We start from the raw sequence: 25,871 nt of genomic DNA, 5'->3' as shown, positions 1-25,871 counted from the left end.
ATCATCACTTTGACAGAAGAATCGCCAGTTTCTTTGCTGGGCGAATTCCTGCGTAAAGGACGTTTAGATATGGGTGTGTGTGCGCTCACGCGAATCCAACCAGCTGCAGTTTGATCTGGAGTGTTTCGTGATCAAACGGCTTCATGACGTATTCGTCAGCACCGGCTTGGATTGCCTCGCGAATGTGCGCGACATCATTTTCGGTAGTGCAGAACACGACCTTAGGTTTGTCGCCATCCGGACGCTTGCGTAGCTGTGTGATAAACTCGATACCGGTCATGACCGGCATGTTCCAATCGAGCAGCACCACATCGGGCATTTGCTCATCACAGCGATCAAGCCCCATCTGGCCGTTTTCGGCCTCGTCCACGACGAATCCAAGGGTTTCGAGAATATGTCTTGAAACCTTCCGGATTACACGCGAATCATCGACTATCAGGCACGTTTTCATAAGGACCCCTGTTGTTCCTTCGATGTTGCTTACGCCTCACCCGTAAGTTTTGTCTTAAGCAGCCGCTCCGAGAGATTCTGGACCTGCGATGAGCAGAGCAAGATCGATCAGCAAAGCTGGGCCGGTTGGGGTTTCAACCATCCCAGTGGTGATCCGTGACCATTCTGGCCCGAACCCGCCGCTGACATTCTCAGCTTCGGACGTAGCAGTATTAATGTCGTCTATCCGATCAACCATCAGTGCGTAGGAATGGTTGGCGATCGAAACCACGGCACCGCGGTGATCGGTCGGAAATTTCTTCGGATCCATGCCCAGGGCGCGTCGGCAATCGATTACGGTCAGCGATTGGCTGCGCATAGCTGTGATCCCAGCGATAAAGTCAGCTGTGCGTGGCACAGGCGTGACCACGCCAAGCTCTATCACAGAGGAAACATCATGCGCGTTCAATGCGCAGCTGCGGCCGCCAATTTCGACCATGACCATCAAATCGTTCATCACTTACCTCCCGCGCGTGCGCGGCGCAGCGCATCGACCAATCCATCGCGATCATAGCGGTAGATGGAGCCATCATTGTCGGATGTATCTGGATGGCTGCGAAGGCGAATGAACTCGCCCTCGGCCAAGTTCGTATCTGGTTCGCTGTCATCCAGGACGATGGCGATATCACCTGCCTCGTCAGTGCCGCTTACGACTTCATAACCGGCGGCGCTGACCAGAGGGCCTAGGATTGTGCGCGCCCAGTCGCTGTCGGGCAGATGACAGGTTGGCTTGCTTGTCAGCTCTGGTGGCTCGCCATAGCGAGCAAAGATCTCATGCCCATCGATGAGCGCGATTGTCTGTCCATCAACCAGAGTGAGAGCCTCTACCAGCGGATCATCATCGACCGGTTTAAGCGCATTTTGCAATTCAACGGCGTCATCAACCTCGCGTACGGCGTAGAGCAACTCGCACGTGTCATCCGACAACCTCAATAGACGTATCTTGCCAGTGGGTTTTTGACCGCCCGGCAGCCCGACCAGTGGCAGAATGACACCGTCAATAACGGCGCGCTTGCCATCCGGCGAAATGTCGACTTCTTTCGCCTTGGCGGTTTCGATCCGTTGGACCAGCTCAAGACGAACGGCGCGCTTGCGGCCTTCGTAATCGGTGAACAGCATGGCGCGGCTGAGCGCCTCACCGGCGTCTTGATCTTGCTCGTTTGCCGCCTGCAGCACGCGGGTGCGGGCATCAGAGACCAGACCATGTTCTGCTGCGACATTGGTCACATCCAGCAGCAAGATCGGTTGTCCATCATCCAACAGGGTTGAACCGGCATAGACGCCGCAGTTCATGACCGCTGGAGCCAGTGGTTTGACGACCAGATCACCGTGGTGGTGAATGCGATCGATCGCCAATGCGAACAGATCGCCGCTGGCCAGGCGCAATAGCACCATGGTGTGTTCACCCTCGGCGATGTCTGTACTCGGTAGGCCCAGCACCTCTGCCAAGGATAGGCATGGGATCCGGTTGCCGCGGAAGGTGATCAAAGCGGTCTCGCCAACTCGAGTGAAATCGAGTGACTTTGAGGTCGAATCGATAATCTCTTCGATGTAACTTTGCGGAATAGCAAAGCGCTGATCGCCGATTTCGACTGTGAGGCCTGCAATGATGCTAAGCGTTAGCGGCACCTTCAGAGTGAACATCGACCCGACACCAGGCGTGCTGGAGACACTGATGGAGCCTCCCACGCGCTCTAGATTGTCGCGAACGACATCAAGGCCAACGCCGCGGCCTGAGACATTGCTAATCGTTTCGGCGGTTGAGAAACCAGGCTCGAACACAAGTTGCAGGATTTTTTCGCGGCTCATTGCTGCGCGCTCGGCTGCGGTGATCAGACCAACAGAAACCGCTTTGGCGGCAATCCGCTCTTCATTCAGACCATCGCCGTCATCGCTAACCACGATGGAGATCGTGTTACCAGACTGACGAGCAGAAATCGACAAAATGCCGATCTCGCGCTTGCCCTTTGACATGCGATTGCTCGGCTCTTCGATCCCATGATCGATCGCGTTGCGGATAATATGGGTCAGTGGATCGCGGACGGTCTCGATCATCTCACGGTCGAGCTCAACATCGCCGCCTTCCAGATCGATCATCACCTGTTTGCCAAGGTCGGCCGACAGATCGCGAACCAAGCGGGGCAGGGCGGTGTAAAGTGTTTCGATCCGCTGCATGCGCATTCGGGTGATGGCATCGCGGACATCGGAAAGAATGGTGGTCAGGCGCTCAAACGGGCCATCGATGGTTGGCTGGTTGCCTGCCTGACGCAGGCGGTGGGCCAAGTCATTGCGTGCCAGAACCATGTCGGAAACGCCGCTCATTACGCGATCAAGCAGGTCAACTGGCAGGCGGATGGAGCGCTGGACACCGGCATTTTGAGACGGCGCGCGCGGGGCTTCTTGCTCGCCTTGCCCTTCGTCAGTAGCACCTTCTTCGGCATTTTCTATCGCGGCGGCTACCTCTTCAACGGCGCCAACCAGATCGGACAAACCATCAATCTCACCTGCGGCCAGGTCGCTGTTCTCGCCCAATGCGGCGATCAGGGCTTCATCGCTGCCTTCAGGGATTTCATCGCCAGCCTCGATAATGTCGACCATTTCCACGATCCGGTCGATCACGGCCAGAACCGCGCTCACCAGAGCGCTATCGGCTTCGCGCCGACCAGCACGGCAATCGGACAGGGCATCTTCTGCGGCGTGGCTTAAGCTCGCCAAACGCGGAAAATCGAAGAAGCCGCAATTGCCCTTCACCGTGTGCACGAACCGAAAAATCGTATCCAAACGCGCGCGATCTGTTGGATCGGCTTCCCAGGCGATGATCTCGCCTTCGCTAGCCTCCAACATTTCCCGGGTTTCTGCGACGAAATCCGCCAGCAGGTCATCCATGACGCCATTGCCCCTAATTGTTTCCAGAGGTCTCTATGGCTCACGATGGTTAACGAACGGTCACCAAAGCCGTGTTTTGTGCATGTTATCTGGACCGCGCGCGGCGCAAAACGAAGGTGATAATCAGGCATGCGCTTACCGCGCCAAACAGGTTTGCGGCGAGTTCTGCGATGTAGATGGCGGCGCTGCCCCGTTCTGATTGCAGCACGAATGCCACAGGGAGCATGATCAGGAAGACGCGAGAGACCGATTGGAACAGAGCAAAACTTGCCCGGTCGACCGCGTTCAAAATGCCATTGGCGACAATCAGCAGGCCAAACCCGGCATAGCCCCAGGCAGCGATCTGGAGGTAAAGTGCGAATTCGGCGATGACCGCCGGGTCTTCAGTGAAGAAATCGGCGAACCATTCCCCGGCTGCGACCATGGCAATGGCCAGCGTTAGGCCCCAAATAATGCAGAAACCGCCAGCATAAAGGGTGGCCTCGCGCGCTCGGTCGAATTGCTGCGCGCCCCAATTCTGCCCGACAATCGCACCAATTGAGCCGGATAGCGCGAGCAGCGGCACCACCGCAAAGCTCTGTAGCCGGCCCGCAGCGCCAAAGCCCGCGACGGCGGCTTGACCTTCTGCGGCGATCAGCGCGGTGAGGATTGAGAGCCCAATCGGATTGATCGCATTCGAGCATGCTGCAGGTACACCAACGCGCAGCATTGCCAGCATCGGTTCAAGTTTTGCGCCGCCGCGTAGCTGCGACGGGCTGAAGGGCAATTGCGTGCGCGACAGCAGGTACAGTGCTACCATCAGGCCCAAGACCCAGCCAATGATGGTCGCATAGGCGGCGCCGATAATCCCATAGCCTTCAAACCCGAATGCGCCGGTGATCAAAATGGGATCGAGTACCCAATTGGCCGCCGCATAGGTGACCGAGACATAGCTGGTTTTGCGCGCCTCACCTTGTCCGCGCAGCACACCGTTCAGACCCATGATGATGACGATCAACGGAAAGCCCAGGGCAAAGGGCTGCATGTACACCTTGATGATTGGCAGTAGCTCCGCCTGCGCATTCATCAGCTTGAACAGCGGATCGAGGATAGCGAATAGGGTAAGCCCAATCGCCAGCCCGGTTGCAATGGCAAACAGCACACCAAAATTGGCCCGCCTCAGCGCTTTGTCACGGTCACCTTCGCCCAGCGCCCTCGCGACCACAGAATTGATGCCGACCATTACGCCGACGCCCAGGCTGCTCAGCGCGACAGATATGGGGAAGACGAAAGCAATCGCGGCTAGCTCCGCGCTGCCCAACTGACCAATGAAATAGGAATCGACGAGGCCAATCGACATGATCGCGGCCACACCGATCACCATAGGCATGGTTTGCGATATCAAATGACCGGGAATGGAGCCGCTGGCTAGTTTGGCCGATACCTTTTTGGGTTCGGCCGATTGCGGCTGATCAGTATTGCTCATTTCTCACCGCGACTAGCTGGGCTGTCGCCGCTTGGCAAAGCGAAATGCCGCTAAAGTGCGACGGTGATCGGCGAAATGCTTGTGCCGCGCGCGGCAATCATGCGATAAGTGCATCGAACAACAATTTGTATTGAGGAGCGAGCCCAATGGCGACCCAGTTGAAACCGAGCATCGAATGCAGCAAAGAAGAGTGGCAGGCGCGGCTCGATCTCGCTGCCTGCTATCGGATTTTCGACCATCTGGGCTGGGGCGAATCCATCTACAACCATATCTCGATTAAGGTGCCGGGCGAGGAAGATACCTTCCTCATCAATCCCTTCGGCCTGCTGTATGATGAAGTAACAGCGAGCAACCTTGTAAAGATCGACGTTGAAGGCAACAATGTCGGGCAATCGCAATATATGGTCAACAAGGCCGGCTTTACCCAGCATGCCTATTTCCATAAGCATTTGGGCGCGCGGGCAGACGCGATCTGTCACGTGCACACGACTGCTACGATGGCGGTATGCAGCCACAAAGACGGCCTGATGCCGACCAATTTTTACGCCTGCAATTTCCAGGGTCAGATTGGTTATCACGATTTTGAAGGCGTCACCGTTCGCGAAGAAGAGGGTGAGCGCCTTGTCGAGAACCTCGGCGATCATACGATCTTGATGCTGCGCAATCACGGCCCGGTTGTGATGGATAAAACGATCCAGGGCATGTTCGTGAAGATGTGGGCGCTCCAGCGTGCCTGCGAAATTCAGGTCGCAACTCTAGGTATGGGCAATCCCAACATTGTCCCTCAAGAGGTCGTCGATGTGCACCAACGCGATATCTCCGTCATGCAAAGCCAAGGCGGCGCAGGTGTGTTCGATTTTGAGGCGTGGAAGCGCAAGATTGACCGGATCGACACCTCCTGGCGCGACTGATCGTCGAGCAGGCTTGTCTGGTTAGGATGCGCTGATGCCGCGCATGACAGTCAATGATCGTCCAGTCGAATTCGACATGGATCCCGATACTCCGCTGCTTTACGCGCTGCGCGAGGCAGCGAACCTTACAGGCACGAAAAGCTGCGGCGGAGGATCATGCGTGGGCGCTTGCATGGTTCTGGTCGATGGCGCCGCGCTGCGCTCGTGCCTGATTACCATTGCCGAGGCTGAAGGCCGGTTTATCACTACGATCGAGGGGTTGTCGCGCGACCGCTCTCATCCTGTTCAGCAGGCGATGGTGGCCGAACAAGCGATCCAATGCGGCTATTGCACTCCGGGCATTGTCATTGCCGCAGCGGCGCTCATTCAGCGCAATCCCGCGCCGAGCAAGCAGGAAATCGAAGCGGCGATTCCCAACATCTGTCGCTGCGGTGTCTATCCGCGCCTGATCCGCGCGGTTGAGCGCGCGGGGCGGGTCGTCCGCAGGCAAGAGAGCATTAGCGCAGCGCCTGCACCGGGCATCAGCTCGGCTGACGCGGCAGAGAATGTTCCGGCCCTCAGGGTTGGCAATGGCACCCCAGGTACGGGTGCCCCGCCGGAGGCTGTGGCGGAAGAGTCCCCTTCACCAAATGAGTAGCGGCCTGCCGGATTTTCTCCGGCAAGACCGCATGCCCACTGAATTTTTTAGAACCGTCCGCTGATTGTGAAGCGCGCGTTTAGCGGCGCGCCCACGGTGATATTGTCGGCGGTGTGTGAATTCGGGAAGTAATCAACGTCAAACAGGTTTTCGATATTCACCTGAATGCGCAGATTGTCGGAGACATCGTAAAATGCGGCCAAATCTACCCGCGCATAGTCAGGCAACGTGACGTTATTGCCATTGTCGGCAAAGCTATCGTCTTGATAGGTGATGCCGAGCCCAACCCCAAAGCGATCCGTGGGCTGGAAATTGTTCCAGATCGAAAACGCGTTCTCAGGCAATTCGCGCGGACGCAAAGCCTCATTGGCCTGCTCGCCATCGAGATAGCTGTAGCCTGCGGAAACGAACCACCAATCGGTCACCTTGCCTTGCGCCTGCAGCTCAAAACCTTGGACCCGGGTGTCGATGATATCGAACAATCCGGCATCCAAGTCTGAGACCACTGGAGAGGATTGCTCAATCTCGAACACCGCAGCGGTTAGGTTGAGGCCGGGCGCGACGTCCCATTTGATGCCGGCCTCCAGATTGGTGAATGTGTTGGGATCGAGCGCGTCGTTGTTCCCGTTGATATTGGCAAATTGCTCACCCGAACGCGGCAGGAAGCTTTCCGAATAGCTGGCGTAGATTGAGAGGTTTTCTTGCGGCTTGATGATGAGGCCGCCGCGCGGCGAGAACTCTTCATCGGTGCGCGTGCGGAAATCGCCGTTGGCCACATTCAAAACGTCGATTTCGAAGCGATCATAGCGTCCGCCAACTACGATGTTGAGCCAGTCAGTCAGTTCAATTTCATCCTGTACGTAGATTGAGAAGACCCGCACATCGGCATCGGTGTCATCGTTGAGCGCGCCAAAGGCGAAGCTCTCGGGTCGCGCCAATACATTGCCCGCGGCGTCCACAAATCCGCTGGTGCCAGAAAAGTTTCTGATAGAGAGCGGACGAACGGGAAAGAAATCGGCTTGGTCGGTCCGGCTCACCGCGTTCGGAAACGGCAGCGGATCTCCTGCTGCGGTGGCCGCATCGTTTGCTGCGATGTCCGATGCGCTAGTTGCGAAGACCGTGTTGAAGCGATCATTGTTGTTCACCGTGTCGATGTATTCAGCACCGAACAGCAGCGTATGCAGAACGCTGCCCGTCTCAAACTCGCCCACAAGGTTGCCGGAAAGGACCAGGTTGGTGCGCTGAGTGGTGTCGACATAGCCGTCGAGACGCACGAGACCGGTATCTTCGTTAAAACCGACCGGGAAGAGGTTCGAATAGAGTTTGTCGTAATCGCCATACGAGACCGTGAAATTGCCTTTTAGGTTCTCTGAAAAGCCATGCTGGATCGTCCCGCGAAAGACATGCGCTTCGAATTCGAGGAAGTTGTTTTCCGGATCGGCAAAGGTGATGTCGATAAATTGACGTGCGGGATCGCCGGCATCGTTTGATGGGATGCCGCGATCAATAAAGCGTTCGTGATCGGCAAATTCGTACGACAGATCGATGATCGTATCTGGCCCCAACTGCGCGCGGAAAGTCGGGTTGAAGCCGATCCGCTCTCCGTCAAAGAAGTCGCGGTGATTGTTCAGATTTTCGTATGAGGCATTGATCCGCAAGGCGGAGCTTTCGCTGGTCGCTAGGTTCAGGTCCACTTGACCAGAGAATGCGCCAAATGTGTCGATAGAGCCCTGATAGCCGACAAATTGTTCGCCGATGACGCCTTTTTTGGTGACACGGTTGACGACACCGCCTGTGCCACCGCGTCCGAAGAGCAGCGCGTTGGGTCCGCGCAGGATCTCAACCTGCTCCAGATTGTAGAGGCCGCGGTAATATTGCACGTCGTCGCGCACGCCATCGACATAGAAGTCAGCCGTGGAGCGTACTCCGCGGAAAACCACTGCATCTCGGTGCCCTTCGCCTTGAGAGTTGGTGACGCCGGGGGTGTAAAGGATGATGTCGCCGATGCTGTCAAAGCCCTGCTGAGTGATCTGCTCAGAGGTCACGATGGACAGTGATTGCGGCACGTCGATGATTGGGGTCGGCGTTTTCACCGAATTGATTTCGTTTGATTGAAGCACCTGTCCCGTGACTACGATCCGAGCTCCGTCTGAGGAACCTGTTTCGCCCGTATCATCAGCCGTTTCGGCCATAGCTGGGAATGCAAAACATGCGCTGCTTAGTAGGAGAGTAGCGCGGGAGAGGCGAGTGTTCATAGGTGAGAATCTTTCCGTCCAAAGAGTGTTGGACAGGCTGCTATTGCAAGCCGTTATCATTTGCAAGTGAATTGAAAATGATTCGCAATACTATTTATTGCAAGTGTGGTTTTTGTGTGCGCAATCGGTTATCTGGCGCCTGAAACATCCATCCAAACACTAAGCGGAACGGCACCTATGAAAGCGACCATCTGGCACAATCCCAAATGCGGCACCTCGCGCAAAGCCCTGGCAATCCTCGAAGAGCAAGACGGCATTGAGCTCAATGTGGTGCTGTATTTGAAAGACGCGCCGAGCCGCGAAAAGCTGGCTCAGCTTTACAGGGATGCTGGAATTACCCCTCAGCAAGGGCTCCGTCTGCGCGGCACCGATGCGGCGGAACGCGGACTGCCAGATGCCGAGGCAGATATTGTGCTCGATGCGATGGCGGCGGATTCGTCGTTGTTGGAGCGCCCGCTGGTTGAGACTGAAAAGGGCGTTCGGCTCTGCCGGCCGCAGGACGTGGTGCGCGAGATCCTCTAAGCTTCTTTGCCGGTCAGTTGCGCGTCGGCCTGAAGGCCTCGCCAGCCCAGGATCGCGACAATCAGACACAGAACGATCACCAGGCCGAAACCCAGCCAATCATTGATGCCATACAGCCATACGCCAAGCGCGGGGGCGTAGATAAAGCTCGCGCCCGCAACGCTCGCGACAATGCCCGACGCTTGCCCTTGCTCGGCCCGCGTCACGGCCAAAGACGTGCCCGCTGTTGTGCCTGGCCGGAACAATCCAAAACCCAAAGAGGCAATGGCATAGCCAAGCGACAAGCCGAACAGCTCGTTGGTTGCCCCCAGGATCGCAGTTCCAAACGCCGCAACAATCACGCCCGATAATGTCGCTATCCTTGGTCCCATCTTAAAGCGCGGGATTAGCCCCCATTGTGCGAGCAAGGTCGCCACTGCGCCAAAGGCGAGCACCAGGCTGACATAGGTTGCGCCTTGTTCCGGATCAGCCCGCAGGTTCAGCCGATCGAGTACCAAGAACCCGGTAATACCCATGATCATGGCCTGTGCATGGCCGCCGATCAGCCCCGCCAAAACCCATGGACGCACCCGTGTATCTAGCCACTTCAGGCGATCAGGTGCGCTAGGCTGCCCGTCCGTTTCCTCATCGTCCGGATCAAGTTCGAGGCCTTCAGACCCTCCAGAATAGGAGGCGGCCTGTCCGCGCGCGGCAAATTGCGGTACGTCATTGGGCAGGTACAAGCGCAGCAGCACCAACGCCGCGAGGCCAAGCAGCGCAAAGCCCAAGAATGGGCCAACCAGCCCAATGCCCAGAAATGTCACCACCATCAGGGGAGCCAGCACTGGCCCAATCACCGTACCAAGCCCAAAGCTGGAGGCAATGAGCGATAGCGCATTGGTCCGCTCCGCACGCGGTGTGCGTGATGCGACATAGGCCTGCACGGCTGGCGGTGCGGCGCTGCCAAATCCGCCAAACAGGCTGCGCGCCGCAGCAAAGGCGATCAAGGTCCAAAAGGCCGTCATAAAGCCTGCGAGACCCGCCCATAACGCGGCTCCGCATAGCACCATCGATACAACAAAGCCGGTAAGACCGAGCGCCATCATCGATTTGCGGCCGCGCTTGTCTGATCTGCGCGCCCATATCGGCGCGCACACCACCCACAACAGCGCAGACCAGCTGTAGGCTAGGCTGATCCAGACATCGTTGACCTCTAGGGCGGTGCCAATCGAGGGCATGACCGACTGCATCGCCGTATTGCCCGCCGCCGTTACCAGCATAACCGTGAACAGTAATGTCATGCGGCCGCGCGAAACCGAACTTTGCCTCGTGCCCTCGCTGGCGGTGTTCAGCGCATTGTCGGGCTGAGTTTCGAGATCGGGTTTTGCATCGGTCATAGGTCGCAGTTGCGCTAGGCCAGCGCGCCTCGGCTTGCAATTGGTTAGCGCCTCTGCAAGGCGGATCAGCGTTTCTTGTTTGCCCCCTTATCATAAGCGACGATAGGTCCACTCGATGCAATCTGAAGATTTGGCAATTGGCAGCCGCGGCGGCTGGCGCGCACGCTGGCAGCGTTACGGCGCGCAATGCGCGGTGTTTTTTCGCGGATTTGTGGAGCACCCCCGGATGGTCGGCTCGATTATCCCATCCTCGCGTTTTACCGTGCGAAAAATGCTGGAGCCGGTGGATTGGGGCAAATGCGAGGTGTTCGTGGAATACGGCCCTGGCATCGGCACCTTCTGCCGTCCCGTCCTCGATCGCCTGCGCGGGGATGGCGCGCTAGTCGTGATCGACACCAACCCGCTCTACATCGATTATCTGACCAAGACGATCCGCGATCCGCGCTTTCATGCGGTGCTTGGCTCAGCTGAGCATGTCGAGCAGCACTTGGCTGAGCTCGGCCTGTCTGATGCGGATTATGTGCTGTCAGGCCTGCCGTTCTCAACCCTGCCCGCAGGCGTTGCGACCAAGATTGCCGAGGCGACCTACAAAGTGATCAAGCCAGACGGCGCATTCCTCGCCTATCAGTTCAGCTCGGCAGTTCGTGATGAATCGGCGAAGTTCTTTGAGCGCATTGATGCAGGTTTTGAATGGCTCAACATCCTGCCGTGCAAGCTCTATTGGGCCTGGAAAGAGCCTAAGGACTAACCGCCAAAACCCGCGACTGCGTAAGGCTCTGCTCAGCCCTCACTCAAAAACATCCTGCACATTGCGGCCAGCTTGATCGCCAGACAATTGCGCATGGACCGCTGCGAATACGGCCAGAAAAACTGCGCCCAATACGGCGCTGACCAAGGCAGCAATAAATCCGTTGCCAATCTGCTCGATTGTTCCGCCCAATGCGGCGAAGATCGTACCCGTGACCAAAGTCAGGACGAGCGACACGACTCCAAAAGCGAGGAAAAGGAGGAACAAGAACAACAACAAGCGAAAGCTGTTGCCCTTGGTCAATTGCCACGATCGCTTCAGCGCGTTGATGGGATTGTACTCACGTTCAATCGCGATCACGGCGGTGTAGAGCGAGAACTTGATCGCGACATATATGACCAATGGAATTGCGATCAGCACAGCGAGAGCAACCGCCGGGCCGCCGAGCGCGCTTAGCAAGCCCACCGGAACGCCAATCACAATAGCTGCGCCAAGCGCCATGATAATTGCTGCACCAATATAAGGCAGCAGCCCGCGTGCACCAAGTTTGATTGCCTCGCCCACGGTTGGTCTGGATGTGTCCGTTAGTAACGTCAGCAATGCCAGGGTTCCGAGTGTTTGAAATAGAGTGATGCCGATGAACAACCAGCCGTACTTGCTGTACTGCTCGGTCATCGCGCTCATCGATGCATCCATGATCGCTTGGAAGTCAGAAGGATCGCCTGCCGGCGGCGGCGGGTTCACCGCTTCTGGAAGAAACACGGCCAATGCGAATTGCGGTAGGAATAGAAACAGGCCCGCGATGATAATCACCAGCTCGCGATTGGCTCCGAGCATCGCGGTTGCGTGCGTCCAGGCTTGGCCCATATCCAGCTTCACGTGTACTTCCCCTAGATAATTTCGCTCTTGATAAGCGCACTCGATGCCCCCAAGCAATCATCATATGACCGCTGCCGCCAAGACATCACCAGATACCTTGCCCGCATCTTCGATCACTGCGATCGATTGGCGGCGTGAGGAGCGGCAGGTGCCCTACACTGACGCCCTGGCAGAGATGGAGGCGCGCAACCAGGCGATTGCAGAGGGAAGCGCGCGTGAGCAGGTTTGGATGCTGGAACATCCTCCGGTCTACACCGCAGGTACCAGCGCTGCAGAGGACGAGCTGCTCGATCCGCGATTTGAGGTGGTGAAGGCCGGGCGCGGCGGACGCTACACTTACCACGGGCCGGGTCAGCGGGTTGGTTATGTTATGCTCGATCTGAATAGGCGCGGCAAAGATGTACGTTGCTTTGTTCATGCGCTGGAGGGCTGGGTGATTGCCGCTTTGCGCGAATTCGGGGTGGAAAGTTGGGCAGTCGATGGCCGGGTGGGCATCTGGACACGGGATGTCGACGGGCGCGAGGCAAAGATCGGAGCGATCGGCGTGCGCGTGCGTCGCTGGGTCACGATGCATGGCTTCTCGGTCAATCTTGATCCGGATCTCACCCATTTTACCGGGATTGTCCCGTGCGGGATCGAAGAATACGGGGTCACCAGCCTATCGCGCTTGGGCCTCGACATTTCGCCCGCCAAATGGGACGAGGCGCTGATCGCCCATGCTGGCGAGTTTTTGGAAACACTCGATAAGGCCGAGGCACGACGATGCGCATCACAATAACTCAAGCCCACCCGCTTATGCTTGCGCCGCTGGCCGTGGCACTGGCGGCGTGCGGTGATGATCCTGCGCCAGAGGCGAGCAGCGGCGGCGAGGTGGCAGAAGCGACAGGCGAAGTGCTGGGCGGATCGATTAGCGACGACATGCTCCCCCTTGAGGAGGTGCGCTCGCAATCGCCATTGGCCCCGCGTGCAAGCGGTGCGCCAAGCTCCTCGGGCGGTGATAGCGATGCGAGTGATGCTGGCGATGCCAGTGAAGATGAGGCTGAAACGGCAGAGGCCGAAACATCCGCAGATGCTCCGGCCCCAGAAACGCCTTCTGAACCTGCCCCTGAAGAGGACGCAGGCGAGTAATTAGGCCGCGTTTTCCGCGCCTGCCTGCTCTTCTATCAACGTTGGATAGTCGGTGTAGCCTTCGGCAATTGGGAAGTACCAGCTCTTCGGTACATTCGTGTTCGGGTTGAAATGCGCGCCTTTGGCGATCCGCACGTCAAGATCCGGGTTGGAAATGTAGGGGCGCCCAAAGCTGACGGCGTCGCAGCGACCGCTGGTCACATCCGCATCCGCTTCCTCGGCGCTGTAGTCAGAATTGAGGATTAGCGGGCCTTTGTAATGCTCGCGGAAAAGTGGATCCTGTTGCGGAACGTCCGTTTGGCCAAAAGTGCCATCCGGCCCTGGCTGGCGCAGCTCAACAAAGGCGAGGTTCAGATCATTGCAGACCTTGGCCGCTGCGCCAAAGGTTGCTTCTGGATTGCTGTCGTCCGTGCCTTGCGAATCGCCATTGGGCGACAGGCGAATGCCAACGCGGTCCGCGCCCCAGACATCGATCAGCGCCTCGAGAACTTCGCGCATCAAGCGCGTGCGATTCTCAGGCGAACCGCCATATTCGTCGGTACGCAGGTTCGTCTTGTCGCGCAGGAACTGGTCGATGAAATAACCATTGGCACCGTGTAATTGCACGCCGTCAAACCCGGCCCTCTTGGCGTTCTCAGCGGCGCGGCGATAATCCTCGATCGTACGCTTGATATCATCGAGCGTGGCCGCGCGCGCTTCGGCATAGGCTTGCTTACCGATGGGGGTGTGCGCTTCGCCCGGCGCAGTCGTCGCGCTGGCGGAAAGCGGCGGGTTCCCATCGAGGAAATAGGGATGAACGATCCGCCCCATATGCCACAGCTGCAAGACGATCAGACCGCCTTCTTCGTGTACGCCCTCAACGATTGGTTTCCACGCTTCGGTCTGCTCGTCGGTCCAGATGCCGGGCGCTGATGGCCAACCGAGGCCTTCGCGGCTGATGCCGGTTGCCTCGGTCAGGATCATGCCAGCACCCGCGCGCTGCCGATAATATGTGCGCATCAAGGCGTTCGGCACAAACATGGGTTCGGCCGCGCGCCCGCGTGTGAGCGGCGCCATAAAAATACGGTTTTTGGCCTCAAGCGCGCCCATTTTCAGCGGCTGGAAGAGAGCATCGTGCATAGGATTGGTCCTCTTTTGCAATCTTTTGTGTTTGAGCACTTGGGGAATTGCGGGCTAGGGCGCAAGCATGGAAAACGCTGGGACGTCCCAAAAAAGCTGTTCGATGCGAAAGCGGTGATGTTGCTCGCGGCTTTGCTGGGCGGAAATATCGCCCTTGCAACCGGGCCGTGGCTTGTGCGTCTGGCGGACACTGGCCCGGTCAGCGCCGGGTTCTGGCGCCTGTTTCTGGCATTGCCATTTTTGATCCTGTTCGCGCGGATGAGCGGCCAGCGGCTGGGCGGGATGCCGCGCAAGACTATGGTGTTGGTGGCTTTGGGCGCGACCGCCTTCGCGCTGGATCTGGCGAGCTGGCATATCGGGATTGGACTAACCCGGTTGGGCAATGCGACCCTGTTTGGCAATGCCGGGTCGATCATCCTGCTGTTTTCAGGCTTCATCATGGCGCGCATGTTGCCGCGCGGGTTTGAATGGCTCGCGATTATCTGTGCCCTTGCCGGTGCGGCGATCCTAATGGGACGCAGCCTGGAGATTTCGACCTCGACCTTTGTCGGTGATCTGTTCTGCCTCGCCGCGGGGCTACTCTATGCGATTTACCTGATCACTTTGCAGGGCGCGCGCTCGCAGTTTGGCTCGTGGAGCCTGCTGGTCTGGGTCAGCGTGTTTGCGTGTCCGGTGTTGCTTGTGCTGGCACTGGCGCTGGGCGAGCCAGTTTGGCCGACCGATTGGACACCGATCCTGATCCTGTTTGTGAGCAGCCAACTGATCGGGCAGGGCTTGCTGGTCTATTCGCTTGGCCATTTCCCGCCGCTGATCATTGGGCTGGCGCTGCTGACCCAGCCCGCGGTCGCGGCGCTGATCGGATACAGCGTATTCGGCGAGGTGCTGACGCCGCTCGATCTGCTTGGGATGGTGCTGGTGGGGAGCGCTTTGGTGATTGCTCGCATGAAGCGGGGTTAGATTACAATTCGTAGCTTTGGAAACCTCTCTAACCAGCGCTTTCCAAAAACGCGTTCATCAAATTCGGCTCGCTTTGTTTTGAGAAAGTCCTCAGTCGGTCGAATTTTTAGTTCGAAGAGATCCGCCAAGCCGAAGGGCGCACAGACTTCGCAGTGATCGTCTTTGTTCCGCCTGACACCTACCGCCGTTGCTGTCTCACACCAGTGTCGCATCGCATTTTCACTTGAGGTATACGGATTGTCACGGTTGCGACTGTGCATTCGCGCCTGGTTCTTAACTGACCATTCGACTTTGGGTGCCAAGTTACGGAGCCGCATTTCGAGAGCGCGATCTCGCTCTTCGGATGCGGAAACCGGGTTGAACCAAATTACGTCAACGTCACCGGAAATTTGGCTTCTCTTGTCGTGCAGCTTCGCCCACACTAAATCTCTTACGAAGCCTGCACCGACCCAACAGTCGGGTAGGTCAAGTGACCGCACATGACCAAGCAGTGCCTACCTCTCGCGGTCAGCTTTTATCCAGTGAGAGATTGCGGCCGTGTTGGGCAAACGTTTCAATCCGCCGTGAACGCCACCTTGCCCAAATCGCCCAGGCCCACCGTGCCGCCGGCCATGCCGAGCATCCGGTCGAGGCTCTCCTTGGCCTTTAGGCGTAGCTCTTCTTCAATCACGATTTGCGGCTCCAGATCGCGCAGCGCGACATAGAGCTTCTCCATCGTGTTGAGCGCCATATAGGGGCAGATATTGCAGGAGCAGTTTCCGTCCGCGCCCGGCGCGCCGATAAAGTTCTTTTCCGGCAGGGCCTTTTCCATCTGGTGGATGATGTGCGGCTCGGTCGCGACGATCAGCGTGTCGCCAGAGAATTCCTTGGCAAACTTCAGAATGCCGCTGGTTGAGCCGACATAATCCGCATGATCGACAATCGTCGGCGGGCATTCCGGGTGCGCGGCGATTGGCGCATCGGGGTGCTGTTCCTTAAGCTTGAGCAGTTCCGTCTCGCTGAATGCCTCGTGCACAATGCACACGCCCGGCCACAGCAGCATTTCGCGGTTGAACTTGCGCGCCAGATAGCCGCCAAGATGCCGGTCCGGGCCAAAGATGATCTTCTGATCTTCTGGAATTTGCTGCAGGATCGTCTCCGCGCTGGAGCTGGTGACGATGATGTCCGAGAGCGCTTTCACCTCGGTTGAGCAATTGATGTAGGTCAGCGCAATGTGATCGGGATGCGCTTCGCGGAAGGCCTTGAACTTCTCTGGAGGACAGCTGTCTTCCAGACTGCACCCGGCATCCATATCAGGCAGCACTACGATCTTCTCTGGCGAGAGGATTTTCGCAGTATCGGCCATGAATTTCACGCCGCAAAAGGCGATGACATCCGCATCCGTATCCGCCGCCATCTGGCTGAGCTGGAGCGAGTCCCCGACATAATCGGCGATGTCCTGAATATCGGGCGTCTGATAATAATGCGCCAGGATCACAGCATTGCGTTCTTTACGCAGGCGATCAATTTCAGCCAGCAAGTCTTTGCCAGAGGGCACTTTGGTTGGGGCGGTCATAATATCAGATCCCGTGAAAATCAGTTGCTGGGGTCATATAGGTAGGAAACGCGGCGAAATCGAGCAGAATTGGTGGTTTAAACCCAGCTCAGATCGTGCGCCAAACGCCCGCGTCCTGGGCCGCCAGCCCGCGTTTTTCCAGATCGATGAGATGTGCCTCGACGCTCATTTCTGCCGCTGGGATCAGCCGCTCATCCAGCCCCTTGTACATCGCCGGAATAAACTCCGGGATGGGCCGGGCGGCTTCGCCCATCAGACGCAAAATTTGATTTTCGCGCTGACGGCGATGGCCAATCATGCCGCGCACCAGTTGTTGAGGCTTAGTGATCGCGGCGCCATGGGCCGCGTGATAGACTGTGTCATCGCGCGCCATCAGCCGCTCCAGGCTTCTCATATATTCGCCCATGTCGCCATCGGGCGGGATGACGACGCTGGTCGACCATCCCATCACATGGTCGCCGGTGAACAGAGCTTTGCTCTCTTCCAGCGCAAAGCACAGATGGTTGGAGGTGTGGCCCGGCGTGTGCACGGCGGTGAGCGTCCAGCCCGTGCCGGTCATCTGCTCGCCGTCTTCCAAAACGCGGTCAGGCGCATAGGTGGTGTCAAAAGATTCGTCGGCGCGCGGACGATCAGATTTCAGCACCAGCGGCGCACAGCCAACAATCGGCGCATCAGTGCGCTGCGCCAATGGCGCGGCAGCGGGCGAGTGATCGCGGTGCGTATGGGTGCACATGATCGCGGTAATTTTCGCCTCACCCACTGTGGCCAGAATGGCGTCGATATGCGCGGGCTCATTGGGGCCGGGATCGATCACCGCAACATCGTCGCCTGCGCCCACAACATAACTCTGCGTGCCAGTGTAGGTGTAAGGCGATGGATTGGGCGCAAGCACCCGGCGGATCAGCGGATCGAGCTGTTCAGCGGTGCCCGTCGGCCAGGGTTTTTGAGGAAGTCCGGTCATGCACTTGCGTATGAAGGCGTTTGAGTTCTCTGTCGAGAATTGCCTAGCCAGCCCACACCCTCCACCCTGCCGCCCGGAATAGTTTCGGATACGATCCGGGTGGAGGGTGTGGGCGGCTCCGGTACTCAGAAAAACACAACGAAGTTCTGTCGGCCTTGCGGTCGCTGCGTGACCGATTAGGAAAGGCAAAGAAATAGAGGGAATCCCATGTCTGATTACATCCTTGTCCTAGATGAAGGCACCACCTCGACCCGTGCGATGCTGTTCGATGCGGCGGGTGCATTTCATGGCAGCGCTCAGGAAGAACTGACTCAGCATTACCCTGAGGCAGGCTGGGTTGAGCATGATGCGGCCGAGATTTGGGACAAAACCTTGGCCTGCGCGCGCGCTGTGATCGAGAAAGCGGGCGGGGCAGAGCGCATCGCCTGTATCGGCATCACCAATCAGCGCGAGACCGTGGTTGCTTGGGATAAAAACACTGGAGAGCCGCTGGCCCGCGCGATTGTGTGGCAGGACCGGCGGACGGAGCCATTTTGCGTCGGTCTACGCGCGGAAGGGCATGAGGCGGATGTGCAAAAGCGCACCGGATTGCTGCTCGACCCTTATTTCTCCGGCACGAAAATGCGCTGGCTGATGGACAATTCGCCCGAGGTGCGCGGTGCAGCGGATAGAGGCACCTTGGCCTTTGGCACGATTGAGAGCTGGCTGACATTCAAGCTGACAGCGGGACGCCATATCTCTGATGCCAGCAATGCGAGCCGCACGCTGCTGCTCGAGCTGGATGGTGCGCAATTTGATGTGGGGCTGTGCGAATTGCTGGGCGTGCCGCAATCCGCTTTGCCAGAGGTAGTCGATATGTCTGGCGCCTTGGCTGAGACGGCACCTGACATCTTTGGCCGGGCAATCCCGATCACCGGCATGGTCGGCGATCAGCAAGCGGCGACGATTGGTCAGGCCTGCCTCTCACCGGGCGAAACCAAGGCGACCTACGGGACCGGCGCGTTTGTGCTGACCAATCAAGGCGCGCAGATCCCGCGCTCGCAAAACCGCCTGCTTGGGACTGTGCTCACACAGATTGGCGGGCAGCGGACCTATGCGATTGAAGGCTCGGTCTTCGTGGCTGGCTCGCTGGTCCAATGGTTGAGAGATTCGCTCGGCATTGTGGACGTTGCTAGTCAGACAGAGGAACTGGCGCGCAGTATCTCTGACACGGGCGGGGTCACGATTGTCCCGGCGCTTGCCGGATTAGGCGCGCCGCATTGGCGGGCGGAGGCGCGCGGCCTTATTTCTGGACTGAGCTTTGCGAGTGGTAAGGCGGAATTGGCCAGGGCAGCTTTGGAGGCGATGGCGCATCAAACGCATGACCTTGCATCGGCCTTTGCCAAGGATGGCACCGGCTGGGGCACCTTGCGGATCGATGGCGGGATGAGCGCCAATGACTGGATGGCACAGGATTTGGCCAACGTGCTGAACATCACCGTCGAGCGGCCTGAATTCGTCGAGACGACCGCGCTTGGCGCAGCGATGCTAGCGGCGGCTGGGGCGGGGATGCACAGCGATCTCTCAACGGCAGCGCAGGCGATGCGCGGCACTCTCAACAGTTTTACGCCGGCAATGTCCGATGATGTGCGTGAAGACCGCTTGGCCCGTTGGAAGAAGGCGCTGGCGGCGGCTTAGTCTTAGGATGCCATAGCCACCCGCGCAGAGAAATCCTTAGCCGAAACGCCCCAAGGCGCGGCCGATCTTGTCCTGAAACGCGCGCGCTGGTGAGGCCACTTCAAAGCCCTTGCGCCATGCCTCGTCAAGCCGGGCAATCCGGTGATGAAGCTTCACGGTCTCTTCGATCAGTTCGCGGGTTTCCGGCTCTAGCTTAGCCAATTGCGCTGCATCGCTGTCGCGGTCACCGGGCAATTCGCCATGGCGGCGAACCTGATTCTCTGTCAGTTCGCCAGAGAAATATGCGCGCTGATTCAACAGCCAGGCCAGCACATGCATCATGCGCGTTGTGGTCTTCAGCCCTTCAATTGAGAGGGCAAGGCGCACTTCGTCATTCTCGCCCATGCCGGGCTCTTTGGCGCCCAGTGCAAACACTGCGCGGACATCATCCGCCAGCACCAGAGCTTCGGAATAGAGTGCCTCAATGATCGGGCGAGAGAGATTGGTTGTGCGGGTCATATGTGGCCCAAGTTGCTAGGCTCGATGCGAAAGTGCCGCCAGCTTGGTAACCAGAATATCTGAGCGAAATTATAAACCGTCCCGTGCTGACACACAAACGGGTAGCTTTTCTCGCCTTTTGCGCAGCGGTCTAGGCGATGATATCCGGCAGCAGGCGGTCCTCAATCAGTGCGATCTGATCCTTCAGCCGCAATTTGCGTTTCTTCAACCGCGCGATTTGCAGTTGATCGATCGAGCCGCTCTTCTGCCCCGCCTCTGTCAGCGCATCAATCGCGACGTCCAGATCGCGGTGCTCCGACACCAATAAGGTCAGCCGCTTTTCAAGTTCAGCCTGATTCATGCGGGTGCATCACTCTTCTTATGTGTTCTTATGCATTGCTCTTTGTGCGCATTATGCCGATCCGCGCAAAGATACCAATAAGCCTATCAAATAAACTTCTGCCCGAAGCGTTCCGGCCAACTATGATTGCGAATTCGCAGAAGCAGGCCTTGGCCGAGGGCGCCTGCCTGATACCAGCCACGTGCCACGCAATGGCCTTAATGTACCGCTTTGCAAGCAGGCGATCTTATGGTTCTATGTCGCTCGGCGGTTCGTCCGCACGCAGGCGAGTCGCTCCAACAGGGGTTTGTTTAACCTCATCATGATGGAGATCATTTATGGCATCGTTTGCAGGATTATCCCACGTCAATGCGCTTGAAACAAAGCATGCGGGGCTAGAGGCCCAATTGCGCGACGAGATGAACCGGCCCGTGCCTGATGCTGCCACTATTCAAGCGCTAAAAAAGCGCAAATTGCGTTTGAAGGAAGAGATTCAGCGCATCTAACTTCGATCTGGTCGCACAGCACTTAGGCCCTGTTGATTAACTCCCTCGGGGTCACGGTTTGAAGCAAAATTCGCATTTCACAAGGCGCAATCACGCAGGAAGTGCGGCGCACTTTCAAGTGATTGCAACGCCGTGAGGGCGAATTTTGGTCGAATCCCACAAGAGATCGAAAACGGGGACGACACAAGAAACGGCCAGCTAAGCGTCGTTCGTCCTTGAATATGTAAGAGCATGTCCTTCGTCCTCACTCCTTTATCTGGCCGTTTCTTGTGTCGCCGTGACCCCGAGGGAGTTAATCAACAGGGCCTAAATGCGCGCCCGCATCCAAAGCCACCATTACAAACGCAATTTCACTTGGTGGCGGCTTTGCTTTTGCAGGCGCCATTGCCTAGTTAGGAGCGGTGATGTCCGCCGCCGCCTCTGCTCGTCAAATTCTCACCCGCCTGCATGAGGTGATGGCTTCGCGTATGCACGCGCAAGGCAAGCTCGATTCTGTCGTCGATATCATTGGCGATACTCTCAGCAGCGAGGTGTGCTCAATCTATTTGCTGCGTGAAAGCATGCTGGAATTGTTCGCGACCAAGGGTCTGAACAAAGGAGCGGTGCACGTGACTCGCATGGCCATTGGCGAGGGGCTGACCGGAACGATCGCTGACAAGGTTGAGACGCTCAACCTTGCTGAGGCAAAGGCGCATCCTGACTTTCTCTACCGCCCAGAAACGGGCGAAGAGAAATTCCACTCCTTTGCCGGCGTGCCAATTGTTTACCGGGAACGAGCCGTGGGCGTGCTTTGCGTCCAGCATGTTGAGCCGCGCCGATACGAAGATATCGAGATCGAGGCTCTGCAGACCACGGCAATGGTGCTGTCTGAACTGATCGCCAATGCCGAATTGGTTGATGAGGAGGAAGCACGCGGCCTCGCCGAGGGTTTGACCGGCACCCAGACTTTGAATGGACTGGCTTTGGTGAAGGGGTTGGCCTCCGGGCTGGCGGTCTACCACCAGCCGCGGGTGCAGATCGAACAGGTTATGGCCGATGATATTGAGGCCGAACGGGCGCGGGTCTACCGCGCGTTCGACAAGATGCGCGAGCAGATTGATCACCTCTCCAGCCAGGCGGAATTCGGGGTCGGCGGAGAGCACGAGGAAGTGCTCGAGACCTACAAAATGTTTGCCTATGATGAGGGGTGGTCGCGCCGCATCAACGAGGCGATTGACAGCGGGTTGACGGCTGAGGCCGCGATTGAGCGGGTCCAGCAGCGCACCCGGATGCGCATGCGCGAGATTGATGACGCCCTGTTGGCGGATCGCATGCATGATCTGGAGGACCTATCCAACCGGCTGCTGCGGATTGTCTCTGGCCAGCTTGGTACGGCAGCCAGCCAGGGTCTGCGCCGGGATACTATCCTGATTGCGCGCAATCTGGGCCCGGCGGAATTGCTCGAATATGATCGCCGCCGCTTAAAAGGCGTGATCCTGGAGGAGGGCTCGCTTACCGCGCATGTCGTGATTGTTGCGCGGGCCATGGGCGTGCCAGTGCTCGGCCGTGCGACTGGCCTGCGCGGAGTTATACGTGAAGGCGATGAGATATTGCTCGACGCGGACAAGGCGAATGCGACGGTGAGGCCCAGTGCACAAATGGCCGAGGCATTTGACGCGCGCTTTTCCAAATCCCGTGAGAAGCAGGCCGCCTATGCGGAATTGCGCGATGTGGAGCCTTTCACGCGCTGCGGTACCCGTATCGAAGTGATGATGAATGCGGGGCTTCGCGATGACATGAGCTCGCTGGCCATGACAGGCGCGGACGGTGTGGGCCTGTTCCGTACGGAGTTTCAATTTCTCGTTTCCGCCACCTTGCCGCAACGAGAGCGGCAGACGAAGCTTTACCGCGACGTTCTGGAGGCGGCTGGCGATAAACCGGTGATTTTCCGCACAGTTGATATCGGCGGCGATAAGGCGGTGCCCTATCTAGCCTCGAACCAGGCAAATGATGACGAGAACCCGGCGATGGGTTGGCGCGCCTTGCGCCTGGCGCTGGAGCGTGAGGGCCTGCTGAAGGTTCAAGCGCGCTCTTTGCTAGAAGCCTCTGCGAGCCGTCCGCTATACGTTATGTTCCCAATGGTCTCAGAGCCTTGGGAATTTGATGCGGCCAAGAGTGTGTTTGAAGAACAGCTCGCGTTTATGCGGTCGAAGAAGAAGCTGATCCCGGATGCGATTTATTATGGTGCCATGCTGGAGGTACCGGCGCTTGCCGAAGTGCTCGATATTCTCTGCCCGAAGCTGAGTTTTCTCTCAGTCGGCACAAATGACCTCACGCAATTCCTGTTTGCTGCGGATCGCGCGAACCCCTTGCTCGCCGAACGCTATGACTGGCTCAGCCCCTCGATCATGCGGTTCCTAAGGCGGATCACCCAATCGACCGAGGGTATGGATGTGGCGCTCGGTGTATGCGGCGAGATGGGTGGCCGCCGGTTAGAGGCTTTGGCACTGCTGGGTATCGGTTTTCGGCGACTTTCAATTACGCCAGCTGCGGTTGGTCCGATCAAGGAATTGGTCCGCAAGGTCGATCTTAAAGACATAACTCTGAGCATGAATGACTGGCTGGCGGACCCCAGCGTCAATTTGCGCGATGAGTTGAGCCGCTGGGCGGCTGATCGCGATATTGAAACCGATTGACGTATTCGTGCGTTAACTGAGCGTGCGTCAGCGCCGTTCTGTCGGAATGATGCTGCGGCGAACTGCAAGAATGCTTGACAGCGCAGGCTGCAAACGATTGTCTGCTGTTTAGCACCTTCGGGGAAAAATAAGGGTCTGTTCAAAGGCCCGCAAACAAAAGGTCGTATGGTTCGGGTCATGGACAACGAACAAGAAACAGCGGTTGAAGAACTGCCTCTTGAGGGCGTGGGCGCACAATTGCGCCGTGCGCGCAAGGAGCGCGGTCTCTCGCTCACGCAGGTAACAGCCGAAACACGCATTCCAGAACGCCATCTGGAAGTGATTGAAACGGGCGACTTTTCTGCCTTGCCAGCGCGCACTTATGCGATTGGCTTTTCGCGCACCTATGCGCGGATGATGGGGTTGGACGAGGCGCAGATCGCGGATCAGGTTCGGGCGGAACTCAGTACGGCAGAGGCCGGACGCGAATTGGTCCCGCTGGGCATGGAGCCGGGTGATGCGGCGAAACTGCCGTCTTCTGGCCTTGCATGGGCAGGAGCCTTCGCGGCGGTCCTGTTGATTGCCGGAATGGCGACGTTCTATTCATCCTACTACGGTTCTGGTGCTGGCCCCGCGCCGCTGGTGGGGGATGAGCCTGTCTTGGCCGATGGTGGCGAAAACGCCGGAGACGGAGCTGATGGCGCTAACGCGTCGGGCGCGGCGAGCGGCGACGGGCAGGTTGTCTTTACGGCATTGGAAGAGGGCGTCTGGGTTAAGTTCTATGACGCCCATGATAACCAGCTGCTGCAAAAGCAGATGGCCAGCGGCGAACGGTTTGAAATCCCATCCGATGCCCAGGGCCCCCAAATATGGACCGGGCGACCTGATGCCTTTGCCATCACCATAGATGGCAAGTCTGTGCCCAAATTGGCAGAGGATGATTTTATCATGCGCGATGTTGCGATCTCTGCCGATGCTTTGCTTGCCCGCGCGCAGCAGGCTGGCGAAGACGCGACCCCAGACACGTAGGGCGAACTTGGCCATCCTAGACTAAAATTATGCCGGTATGCGGCGGGAAATGTGCTGCGCATGCTGCAATTTGGCGTGTTGGAGCATCTTACCCACGGATTTTAGCCCCTATGACCCTCGACTTGACGTCATGACCTCGGCACAGATTCGGACTATATTCATGCGCTTTGCGTCAAATCATGCATGCGCCTTGCCGTAAGAGCCTCAGGATCGGAGGCTTTTGGCCATGGCGGGGGGTCTTAATCGCTTGGTAAAGCGCCGCAATTGCAAAGAGGGAGCCAGATCAAAGATGCGCGCACTCATTTCAAACCGTGTTCTTTTCACCAAGGCCGGAGGGCGACTGCTCGCCGCTGGTTTGGCCGCGGCGGTCGTCGCAACCACGCCTGTACCGGCTATGGCACAGGACAATTCTGAGGCGCGCCTGCGCAAGATCGAGGCGGAAATTCGCGCGCTCCAGCGCAATGTCTTCCCTGGCGGCGATGGCCGCTTTTTTGAGCCGCAGATTGCGCCCGGTGAAACCACAACTCGCCCAACAAACAGCAATTCGACCACGGCGGTGACTGATATTCTCGCTCGGCTGGATGCGATGGAGCAGCAATTGCAGCAACTGACCGCCCTTGCAGAGCAGAATGGCAATTCGATCAGTCAAGTCGAAGCCCGCGTGACCGCGCTTGAATCGAGCAGCATTCCTGCGCCGAGCATCGACACGGTACCCGACGTTGGCGCATCGGATAGCAATCTTAGCGCGATGAGCGATGGTGCATCCGATACGGGCAGCCAGTCTGCCGGTGATAGCACCTCCAATGCCGCCAGCGGACCAAGCGCTGAGCGCCTCGCCGCGGTTCAGGCGATCACAAAGCCGATCACTGAAGACCCAGCGGATGATGAATATTCCTATGGCTTTCGCTTGTGGAATGCTGGATACTTCCCTGAAGCTCGCCAGCAGCTCAACAGTTTTGTAGAGCAATATGGCTCGCATTGGCGCGTAACCTATGGCCGAAATTTGCTAGGCCGGGCCTATCTCGACGACAATATGCCGGAAGAGGCGGCCAAGTGGTTCCTGCGCAATTATCAGGCTGACCGTCAGGCCCCGCGTGCTGCCGACAGCCTGCTCTATCTCTCAGAGGCGATGATCGCGCTCAATGATACAAACCGGGCCTGCATCGCATTGGCGGAGTTTGGCGAGACCTATCCAGCGCTAGCCAGCGGGCGCCTGTCCAACCAATATGAGCGCAATCGCCAGCGAGTGACCTGCAATTGATAGGGCGGTCTCATCTGACCTGACCAGGCGATGGCGGGA

At 58.0% G+C, this 25,871-nt stretch carries 25 protein-coding genes; 12 read left to right on the top strand and 13 right to left on the bottom strand.

Annotated elements, in window-relative coordinates; all coding sequences use genetic code 11:
• Window positions 1-85: 85 nt before the first annotated feature.
• The 4 genes from AC0V6O_RS12640 to AC0V6O_RS12625 form a co-directional block, all read right to left on the bottom strand.
• The gene (locus AC0V6O_RS12640) at window positions 86-451 is read right to left on the bottom strand and encodes a response regulator (RefSeq protein WP_486144498.1); all 366 of its coding nucleotides are present in this window, start codon (window positions 449-451) and stop codon (window positions 86-88) included.
• Window positions 452-505: 54 nt separating this feature from the next.
• A complete protein-coding gene (locus AC0V6O_RS12635; protein WP_486144496.1) occupies window positions 506-946 on the bottom strand; it encodes a chemotaxis protein CheW in 441 nt (146 codons plus the stop codon).
• On the bottom strand, window positions 946-3,375 hold the full coding sequence (locus AC0V6O_RS12630) for a chemotaxis protein CheA (protein WP_486144494.1): 2,430 nt from the start codon (window positions 3,373-3,375) through the stop codon (window positions 946-948). The genes AC0V6O_RS12635 and AC0V6O_RS12630 overlap by 1 nt, the downstream gene beginning before the upstream one ends.
• A gap of 85 nt (window positions 3,376-3,460) precedes the next feature.
• A complete protein-coding gene (locus AC0V6O_RS12625; protein ID WP_486144492.1) occupies window positions 3,461-4,840 on the bottom strand; it encodes an MATE family efflux transporter in 1,380 nt (459 codons plus the stop codon).
• A gap of 146 nt (window positions 4,841-4,986) precedes the next feature.
• On the opposite strand from AC0V6O_RS12625, the gene AC0V6O_RS12620 reads away from it, so the two are divergent.
• Both AC0V6O_RS12620 and AC0V6O_RS12615 read left to right on the top strand, forming a co-directional pair.
• On the top strand, window positions 4,987-5,751 hold the full coding sequence (locus AC0V6O_RS12620) for a class II aldolase/adducin family protein (RefSeq protein ID WP_472639596.1): 765 nt from the start codon (window positions 4,987-4,989) through the stop codon (window positions 5,749-5,751).
• 34 nt (window positions 5,752-5,785) lie between these two features.
• Entirely contained in the window at window positions 5,786-6,388 is a 603-nt protein-coding gene (locus AC0V6O_RS12615; RefSeq protein WP_486144490.1) for a (2Fe-2S)-binding protein, read from the top strand.
• 47 nt (window positions 6,389-6,435) lie between these two features.
• On the opposite strand, the gene AC0V6O_RS12610 is transcribed toward AC0V6O_RS12615, so the two are convergent.
• Window positions 6,436-8,580: a TonB-dependent receptor gene (locus AC0V6O_RS12610; protein ID WP_486144488.1), complete on the bottom strand. Its 2,145-nt coding sequence runs from the start codon at window positions 8,578-8,580 to the stop codon at window positions 6,436-6,438.
• A gap of 240 nt (window positions 8,581-8,820) precedes the next feature.
• Between AC0V6O_RS12610 and AC0V6O_RS12605 the strand changes: the two genes are divergently transcribed.
• On the top strand, window positions 8,821-9,165 hold the full coding sequence (locus tag AC0V6O_RS12605; RefSeq protein WP_486144486.1) for an ArsC/Spx/MgsR family protein: 345 nt from the start codon (window positions 8,821-8,823) through the stop codon (window positions 9,163-9,165).
• Here AC0V6O_RS12605 and AC0V6O_RS12600 read toward each other — a convergent pair.
• Entirely contained in the window at window positions 9,162-10,541 is a 1,380-nt protein-coding gene (locus AC0V6O_RS12600; protein ID WP_486144484.1) for an MFS transporter, read from the bottom strand. The two genes, AC0V6O_RS12605 and AC0V6O_RS12600, sit on opposite strands and share 4 nt — an antisense overlap.
• Before the next feature lie 115 nt (window positions 10,542-10,656).
• Between AC0V6O_RS12600 and AC0V6O_RS12595 the strand changes: the two genes are divergently transcribed.
• Complete coding sequence (locus AC0V6O_RS12595; protein ID WP_486144482.1) at window positions 10,657-11,289, top strand: class I SAM-dependent methyltransferase; 633 nt, start codon at window positions 10,657-10,659, stop codon at window positions 11,287-11,289.
• Window positions 11,290-11,328: 39 nt separating this feature from the next.
• On the opposite strand, the gene AC0V6O_RS12590 is transcribed toward AC0V6O_RS12595, so the two are convergent.
• Window positions 11,329-12,168 (bottom strand): DUF7847 domain-containing protein, encoded by an 840-nt coding sequence (locus AC0V6O_RS12590; protein WP_486144480.1) that lies wholly within the window; start codon window positions 12,166-12,168, stop codon window positions 11,329-11,331.
• Between the two features lie 64 nt (window positions 12,169-12,232).
• Between AC0V6O_RS12590 and lipB the strand changes: the two genes are divergently transcribed.
• The gene (gene lipB / locus AC0V6O_RS12585) at window positions 12,233-12,946 is read left to right on the top strand and encodes a lipoyl(octanoyl) transferase LipB (protein WP_486144478.1); all 714 of its coding nucleotides are present in this window, start codon (window positions 12,233-12,235) and stop codon (window positions 12,944-12,946) included.
• Window positions 12,931-13,296 (top strand): hypothetical protein, encoded by a 366-nt coding sequence (locus tag AC0V6O_RS12580; RefSeq protein ID WP_486144476.1) that lies wholly within the window; start codon window positions 12,931-12,933, stop codon window positions 13,294-13,296. Before lipB ends, AC0V6O_RS12580 begins: the two co-directional genes overlap by 16 nt.
• On the opposite strand, the gene AC0V6O_RS12575 is transcribed toward AC0V6O_RS12580, so the two are convergent.
• On the bottom strand, window positions 13,297-14,415 hold the full coding sequence (locus tag AC0V6O_RS12575) for an alkene reductase (protein ID WP_486144474.1): 1,119 nt from the start codon (window positions 14,413-14,415) through the stop codon (window positions 13,297-13,299).
• 117 nt (window positions 14,416-14,532) lie between these two features.
• On the opposite strand from AC0V6O_RS12575, the gene AC0V6O_RS12570 reads away from it, so the two are divergent.
• Window positions 14,533-15,372 (top strand): DMT family transporter, encoded by an 840-nt coding sequence (locus AC0V6O_RS12570; RefSeq protein WP_486145625.1) that lies wholly within the window; start codon window positions 14,533-14,535, stop codon window positions 15,370-15,372.
• Here the strand turns inward: AC0V6O_RS12570 and AC0V6O_RS12565 are convergent.
• The 3 genes from AC0V6O_RS12565 to AC0V6O_RS12555 all read right to left on the bottom strand — a co-directional run bounded on the left by AC0V6O_RS12565 (window position 15,369) and on the right by AC0V6O_RS12555 (window position 17,888).
• Window positions 15,369-15,851, bottom strand: a complete 483-nt coding sequence (locus AC0V6O_RS12565; RefSeq protein ID WP_486144472.1) for a nucleotidyltransferase family protein — start codon at window positions 15,849-15,851, stop codon at window positions 15,369-15,371. The genes AC0V6O_RS12570 and AC0V6O_RS12565 overlap by 4 nt on opposite strands.
• Before the next feature lie 74 nt (window positions 15,852-15,925).
• The gene (gene nadA, locus AC0V6O_RS12560) at window positions 15,926-16,927 is read right to left on the bottom strand and encodes a quinolinate synthase NadA (protein ID WP_486144470.1); all 1,002 of its coding nucleotides are present in this window, start codon (window positions 16,925-16,927) and stop codon (window positions 15,926-15,928) included.
• An 88-nt stretch (window positions 16,928-17,015) separates the two neighbouring features.
• Window positions 17,016-17,888, bottom strand: coding sequence for an MBL fold metallo-hydrolase (locus AC0V6O_RS12555; RefSeq protein ID WP_486144468.1), 873 nt, complete (start codon window positions 17,886-17,888; stop codon window positions 17,016-17,018).
• 207 nt (window positions 17,889-18,095) lie between these two features.
• Here AC0V6O_RS12555 and glpK point away from each other — a divergent pair, with 207 nt between their 5' ends.
• On the top strand, window positions 18,096-19,565 hold the full coding sequence (glpK, locus tag AC0V6O_RS12550; RefSeq protein WP_486144466.1) for a glycerol kinase GlpK: 1,470 nt from the start codon (window positions 18,096-18,098) through the stop codon (window positions 19,563-19,565).
• A 36-nt stretch (window positions 19,566-19,601) separates the two neighbouring features.
• Here glpK and AC0V6O_RS12545 read toward each other — a convergent pair whose 3' ends face one another.
• Window positions 19,602-20,063: a DUF1465 family protein gene (locus AC0V6O_RS12545; RefSeq protein WP_472639586.1), complete on the bottom strand. Its 462-nt coding sequence runs from the start codon at window positions 20,061-20,063 to the stop codon at window positions 19,602-19,604.
• A gap of 130 nt (window positions 20,064-20,193) precedes the next feature.
• Window positions 20,194-20,403: a YdcH family protein gene (locus AC0V6O_RS12540; RefSeq protein WP_486144463.1), complete on the bottom strand. Its 210-nt coding sequence runs from the start codon at window positions 20,401-20,403 to the stop codon at window positions 20,194-20,196.
• A 317-nt stretch (window positions 20,404-20,720) separates the two neighbouring features.
• Between AC0V6O_RS12540 and AC0V6O_RS12535 the strand changes: the two genes are divergently transcribed.
• From AC0V6O_RS12535 to AC0V6O_RS12520, 4 genes are all read left to right on the top strand, one after another.
• Window positions 20,721-20,888 (top strand): YdcH family protein, encoded by a 168-nt coding sequence (locus AC0V6O_RS12535; RefSeq protein WP_472639584.1) that lies wholly within the window; start codon window positions 20,721-20,723, stop codon window positions 20,886-20,888.
• A 404-nt stretch (window positions 20,889-21,292) separates the two neighbouring features.
• The gene (gene ptsP, locus AC0V6O_RS12530; RefSeq protein ID WP_486144461.1) at window positions 21,293-23,563 is read left to right on the top strand and encodes a phosphoenolpyruvate--protein phosphotransferase; all 2,271 of its coding nucleotides are present in this window, start codon (window positions 21,293-21,295) and stop codon (window positions 23,561-23,563) included.
• 177 nt (window positions 23,564-23,740) lie between these two features.
• Window positions 23,741-24,571 (top strand): RodZ domain-containing protein, encoded by an 831-nt coding sequence (locus AC0V6O_RS12525; protein WP_486144459.1) that lies wholly within the window; start codon window positions 23,741-23,743, stop codon window positions 24,569-24,571.
• A gap of 289 nt (window positions 24,572-24,860) precedes the next feature.
• A complete protein-coding gene (locus AC0V6O_RS12520; RefSeq protein ID WP_486144457.1) occupies window positions 24,861-25,832 on the top strand; it encodes a tetratricopeptide repeat protein in 972 nt (323 codons plus the stop codon).
• Window positions 25,833-25,871 lie beyond the last annotated feature (39 nt).

The sequence above is a fragment of the Erythrobacter sp. JB2-19 genome, from assembly GCF_057365005.1.
Note: the sequence above shows the minus strand (reverse complement) of the source record. Positions and strands in the feature narration are given on the sequence as shown.